Source organism: Aromatoleum toluolicum (assembly GCF_012911005.2).
Classification (GTDB): domain Bacteria; phylum Pseudomonadota; class Gammaproteobacteria; order Burkholderiales; family Rhodocyclaceae; genus Aromatoleum; species Aromatoleum toluolicum.
Map to the genome: position 1 here is coordinate 1 of NZ_WTVS01000140.1, position 5,493 is coordinate 5,493.

4 protein-coding genes and 1 pseudogene are annotated in these 5,493 nt (G+C 61.8%); 3 read left to right on the plus strand and 2 right to left on the minus strand.

Annotation, left to right across the window (positions count from 1 at the left end; genetic code table 11):
* Positions 1-126: 126 nt before the first annotated feature.
* Positions 127-339, plus strand: a pseudogene (locus tag GPA27_RS27680) (transposase); the annotation flags it as partial.
* Between the two features lie 837 nt (positions 340-1,176).
* On the opposite strand, the gene GPA27_RS27685 reads toward GPA27_RS27680, so the two are convergent.
* Positions 1,177-2,490 (minus strand): M23 family metallopeptidase, encoded by a 1,314-nt coding sequence (locus tag GPA27_RS27685; RefSeq protein WP_169143631.1) that lies wholly within the window; start codon positions 2,488-2,490, stop codon positions 1,177-1,179.
* Positions 2,491-2,785: 295 nt separating this feature from the next.
* Positions 2,786-3,706 carry a LysR family transcriptional regulator gene (locus tag GPA27_RS27690; RefSeq protein WP_169143632.1) on the minus strand — a complete coding sequence of 307 codons (921 nt, stop codon included), beginning with the start codon at positions 3,704-3,706 and terminating at the stop codon, positions 2,786-2,788.
* Positions 3,707-3,864: 158 nt separating this feature from the next.
* Here GPA27_RS27690 and GPA27_RS27695 point away from each other — a divergent pair, with 158 nt between their 5' ends.
* Positions 3,865-4,350 (plus strand): tripartite tricarboxylate transporter TctB family protein, encoded by a 486-nt coding sequence (locus tag GPA27_RS27695; protein WP_169143633.1) that lies wholly within the window; start codon positions 3,865-3,867, stop codon positions 4,348-4,350.
* Between the two features lie 12 nt (positions 4,351-4,362).
* Positions 4,363-5,370 carry a tripartite tricarboxylate transporter permease gene (locus GPA27_RS27700; protein ID WP_211165289.1) on the plus strand — a complete coding sequence of 336 codons (1,008 nt, stop codon included), beginning with the start codon at positions 4,363-4,365 and terminating at the stop codon, positions 5,368-5,370.
* Positions 5,371-5,493: the final 123 nt, after the last annotated feature.

Consider the following 5,493-nt stretch of genomic DNA (forward strand, 5'->3'; position numbering starts at 1 on the left):
ATCTGAAGAACGTCCTCGCACGCCTGCCCAGTCAGCCTCACAGCCGCCTTGGTGAGTTGCTGCCTCATCGCTGGCAGCCTTCGAACGGCTGAACAGCCACGTCAAGACGGGTTGCCCGGGGGCTTACGCACGACACGCCATGACGGGTACAAGACCTCGCTGAAAGTGCGTAAGCGTATCGAGGAGGCCTTCGGCTGGCTCAAGACCGTCGGCGGTCTGCGCAAAACCAAGCTGATCGGGCGCGAAAAACTCGCCGGCCAGGCGCTGCTGTGCTTCGCGACCTACAACCTGGTCCGTATCGGCAGCCTCTCGGGCTGGTGGGATGCCAAGCATGCGTAGGCCGAAATCCGTCCGGAGTTCGCAAAAAGGCGAACACGAGGAGCCAAGAGGCTTCGAACCCGGCCGCAAAACGGTCGAAATTGGCCTCAGCGGCGCTGAGAATAGCGACGCGCATCGGAAAACGAGGGCGGATTTCGCTTTCAACATGCGTTTTTCAACGGCCTGTTAGCACTGATGCGGCTTTCAAGGGGGTAGTTGGCGGGATTTTGTAGATCAGAAATTGACTTAACTTGCGGATTTTAAAGAAAACAACCGGTTATTGTGGCTCCAGTTGTCACCGGTTCGATCCCGGTATGTCGCCCCAAAATTCAACGACTTAGAGTTATCGTCTAGGCGTTTAGCATCGAGCCGAAGTCACGCAGACGGCACGTAGATCCAGGTGTTACCCGGCTCGATCCAGTCCTTTTCCAGAAAGTAATCAACCGCGTGGCGAAGATCCCTTAGCGAATGAGCCCGTGCTACAAGTCACGCAAAGCGGCGGGCTGAGCGGCTTTGTTGTGGATGTCGGCGACGCCAGCTCCATCAACGACACCGGGGTGGCCATCACGGTTTTCAAGGCGCCCGGCAGTGTTCGGATTGGGGAGCAGCTGGGGCTGCAACGCTGTAGGTCGTAGCAGAGGAGCTTGTGACGGGTAGCGCTTGGCTGACGAGGCTCGGCCTGTCAATGGCGTCCAGGCGGGAGGGGAGAGGGGCGGACCGCTCGCAGCGGCTTTATCGGCTGATCAAGGCGAGTTAGACGATACCGACGTCAATCTGTAGCCGGGGATTGCTGACCATCCGGCGAACGGATGCTTGCGAACGCAGAGCCTGCAGGTGGAGACCCGTAAGGCGTTGTCCCTAGCGCCTGTCGCGCTCCAGTCGCTCCGAAGCCCGCGACGCCGCTTCGTCACGCGAAATTCCTGGTGCCTTCCGCTGCTCGTAATCCATCAGACGCTCCGCCCTTCCGATATCGCCGCCGCAAGCCCGGAGCAGCCTTGCCCACGGCGTCTGCGCGCCGAAATCCGGATTGCCGGAGCGGCGAGTCCCGAGTGAGGGCTCGCGCGGCTCGAATACCGCACGCATCCTCCTCTCGGCGCGCCACCGGCCCAAGCGCAGGAGTACGAACACGACCCCGAACATCATCGCAAACCAGACCCATGCCGGAAGGGCTCGCATGTAGGTGCCAACATGCAGGACACCCGTCTTCAAGAACAGATCGGAGGTCGTCGGGAAGGACCCCGTTACCTGCGGCAGCAGGCCGGTCGAGGCCCCGTCTTGAGTGGCACGCGGATACGCCCCGTTTGACGCTGGAGCGGACGACGAGTAGTCCGCCACGATGAGTGCGCCGGATTTCGGATGGAACGGAACCGGCGGGTTGCCCACGTAGAACCGAAACGGGATCGACGCCATCCCCAGATCGTCCCCGTTCCGGACAACCTGCTGCACGACGAAATGCAAGTGCGGACCCGACGAATATCCCGTCGAGCCTACCAATCCGATCTGTTCCCCGGCTGCCACACGCTGTCCCGGATACACCTGCACGCCTCCGTGGGCGAGGTGTGCGTAGACGCCGATTGTCCCGTCCGCGTGCCGAATCCTCACCTCATTCGCCTTGTCCAGCAGATCGGGCGTCTTGCCTCCATACCTCTGGTTGGCTTCGGTATAGATCACCGTTCCGTCCCGCGCGGCGAGTACCGGCGTGTCCTGCGGCATCACGATGTCGACCGCGTGAGCGCTCTCCGCCGAGTGATGTGTCGAGTTCGCCCCGCCCGGGGCCTGACCGATCGGGTATCCACTGCCGTCGCGGTACGGAAGGCGATACAGCGCATCGGCACTCTGTCGTGCGTTGAAGTCACCCAGCAACCAGGAGCTCGAATACCGGAACGAATAGCCGACGCCCGATATCGTGCGCTTGAACCGCCCGAGATGCAGGACCCCGCCGTTCGGCGGCACGACCGCGAACACGGGAAATGTGCGATCCGGCGTTGCATACACGGAATAGAGCAGAGCCACCTTCACCGAAACGGGTGCCGGTCCGTTGTTGCGAGCAACGATCCGGTGCCCGTCGCCGTCCGGCTCGCTTTCCACGGTGAAGGGGTAATTGTCGTTGGGTCCCGCGAGGCAGGGACCAATAACGAAATGGGCCAGGATCAGCAACGTTGTCGCGCGCATCGCTCATATGCGACGTACGGGTATGATGGAATGATAGCGTGCAGCGTGACCGAGTGCGGCACATCGTGACGTGGCAGGAGCCGTCGGTTCGTATGATGGGCGGACGTTATCTGGGCCGGGGTCGAGGTGCGGGGACCCGAGCAGGGATACTCGACGATCTGTCGGCCATGGCAGAGGACTTGCGCGATCGGAGTGTTCGTGCGATGGGACAGCAGATAGAGCAGCCTTCGTGATTGTGATGAAGGCACTGAGGGTATCAATAGATTCGGGCTTACTTGCCCGGGCTATTGAATCCTCACGTTCCTGAAGCTGCATTGGTACTCGAGCGTCGTGTTACGGATTCGAGGCTCTCGATCAGCCTCTCCGCGGCTTTGCTCAAATATCCTCCGCTTCGATGTACGATGCCGACGACGCGGTCCGAATGCCAATCCTCAGGGGCGGCGAGAATGGCGCCACGTTCGGCCACCGGCGGGTAATGGATGCTCGATGCCGGTAGCAAGGCAAGCAGGTCGAGGGCGGATGGTCCCAATCCCACCCAACCGGCGACGGAGTCGAGAGAAATGACCGGAACGGGCGGTTGCAGATCCCGCTGCCGGAATTGATTCTCGAACCATTCGCGTGTCCGCGTCCCCTCCACGGGAACGATCCAGCGGGCTGCCGCAAGATCTTCCCAACTGACTTTCTCGGCCCGGACGAGCGGATGATTCCTGTTGGTGATCGGAACCATCGGATCGTCGAACAATTTGTGCCAAGCCAGATTTCCTTTCGGGGAGGGGGCGATCGTGAGTGCGAATTCGATGTCCCCTGCCCGCACCGCGCGTAGCAGGGCGTCGGCTTTTCCGCCGATGATCGTGAACGTGATGTCGTTGTCGGCGGAAAGCGGCTTGAGGGCCGCCGCCACGATGGCGGGGTTGATTCCCGTTCCAACCCCGAAGGTCACTGGTCCCAACTTACCCTGACGCAGATCGCGCAGTTCCGCAAACATGTCGCGAACTCCCGCATCGATACCGCCCGATCGTGCCACGACCGCCTGACCGTAGGAGGTCAGCAGCACACCGCGGGCGAGCCGTTCGATCAATTTGACACGAAACGTGCGCTCGAGCCGGGCTACGGCCTTGGACAGTGTCGGTTGAGTGATGCCCAGCCGCTCCGCAGCACGTACGAGGCTACCTGCTTCGGCTATAGCAGTGAGGTACTGCAGATCGCGCAAGTCCACGGTATTACGCTCCGGAATAGGTCTACCTAAAAATTATATTGTTCGGTGGCAAAAGCGAAAGTAGTGTGGCTCATGCCCGGACGAAACCGATCGGGTCCACACCCCTTTCGGCGCAAGGTAGATCGCAAGACGCCATAAAGAAAACAGGAGGAGACACCATGGCCATCAAGAGCCAAAGAGATCTATTGGCCGGGATGATGTTCACGATCGTGGGCGCGGCATTTGCATTCGGCGCGCGTGAATACAACGTCGGCAGCGTGGCCCGCATGGGGCCGGGCTACTATCCCCTGCTGCTGGGCATCATCCTCGCCGCCATCGGACTGCTGGTGGCGCTGCAGTCGTTCGGTCAGCAGAGCGACGAGGAGAAGATCGGTCCGATCGCCTGGCGGCCGCTGATCTTCATCATTGGCGCCAACCTTGCCTTCGGAATCCTGATCGGGGGGCTGCCTTCGCTTGGATTTCCTGCCATGGGGCTTATCCCTGCCATTGCGGCGCTGGTCGTTCTTGCGTCCCTTGCCAGCACCGAGTTCAGCCTCAAGCGGGCGCTGTCGCAGTCGGCGATCCTGGCTGCGGGCAGCTGGCTCGTCTTCGTCAAGCTGCTCAGTCTGCCGTTCCAGCTCTGGCCGACCGCCATCACCGGTTAAGGGGACGCTGCCATGATGGATCTCATCAACAACCTTTCCCTCGGCTTTGGCGTGGCTTTTACGGTGCAGAACCTGCTCTACGCCTTTGTCGGTTGCCTGCTGGGCACCGTCATTGGCGTACTGCCGGGCCTGGGGCCGGTCGCGACCATCGCCATGCTGCTGCCGGCAACGTATGCGCTGGAGCCGCTGGCAGCGCTCATCATGCTCGCGGGTATCTACTATGGCGCCCAGTATGGCGGCTCGACCACAGCGATCCTGGTCAACCTGCCCGGCGAGGCGTCCTCGGTGGTGACGGCGCTCGACGGCTACCAGATGGCGCGCAATGGGCGCGCCGGTGCGGCCTTGGCTACCGCCGGCATCGGCAGCTTCATTGCCGGCTCGATCGGCACCCTGGTACTCGCGGCCTTCGCCGTACCTTTGGCCGAGGTGGCCTTCAAGTTCGGTCCGGCGGAGTATTTCTCGCTCATGGTGCTGGGCCTGATCGGCGCGGTGGTGATGGCCTCGGGGTCGCTCCTGAAGGCTATCGCCATGATCGTCCTCGGCCTGTTGCTGGGTACGATAGGTACGGACATCGACTCGGGCGTGACGCGCTACTCGTTGGGCTTCCCCGAGCTCATCGACGGCATCGGTTTCATCGCCATCGCCATGGGTATTTTCGGTTATGGCGATATCATCAATTCGCTGTCGCGTGCGGCCGAAAAGCGCGAAGTTTCTACCAGCAAGCTGGAGCATCTCTTCCCGACCAGGGAGGATTTCCGACGCATGCTGCCGTCGATCCTGCGAGGAACGACGCTCGGATCCGTGCTGGGGATTCTGCCCGGCGGCGGTGCGCTGCTCGCGTCCTTTGCCGCCTATACGCTCGAGAAGAAGACCAGGCTCGAACCCGGCGAGGTGCCTTTCGGCAGAGGCAACATCCGCGGCGTGGCCGCTCCGGAATCGGCCAACAACGCGGGCGCGCAGACTTCCTTCATTCCGCTGCTGACATTGGGCATTCCGCCCAACGCGGTGATGGCGCTGTAAGCGGTAACTGACGAGCGTCCTTGACTACTTCGAGATTTCGAAGAGATCGGATCGCAGGGGGTTGGCCGCGAAGTGCTGCTTCCACAGACGGGGGGTGAGTTGCGCGACGTCGGCAGCGGGGTG

Coding starts and splice junctions, on each gene's coding strand:
- GPA27_RS27685 (WP_169143631.1), bottom strand. CDS start 2,490: ATGCGCGCGACAACGTTGCTGATCCTGGCCCATTTCGTTATTGGTCCC.
- GPA27_RS27695 (WP_169143633.1), top strand. CDS start 3,865: ATGGCCATCAAGAGCCAAAGAGATCTATTGGCCGGGATGATGTTCACG.
- GPA27_RS27700 (WP_211165289.1), top strand. CDS start 4,363: ATGATGGATCTCATCAACAACCTTTCCCTCGGCTTTGGCGTGGCTTTT.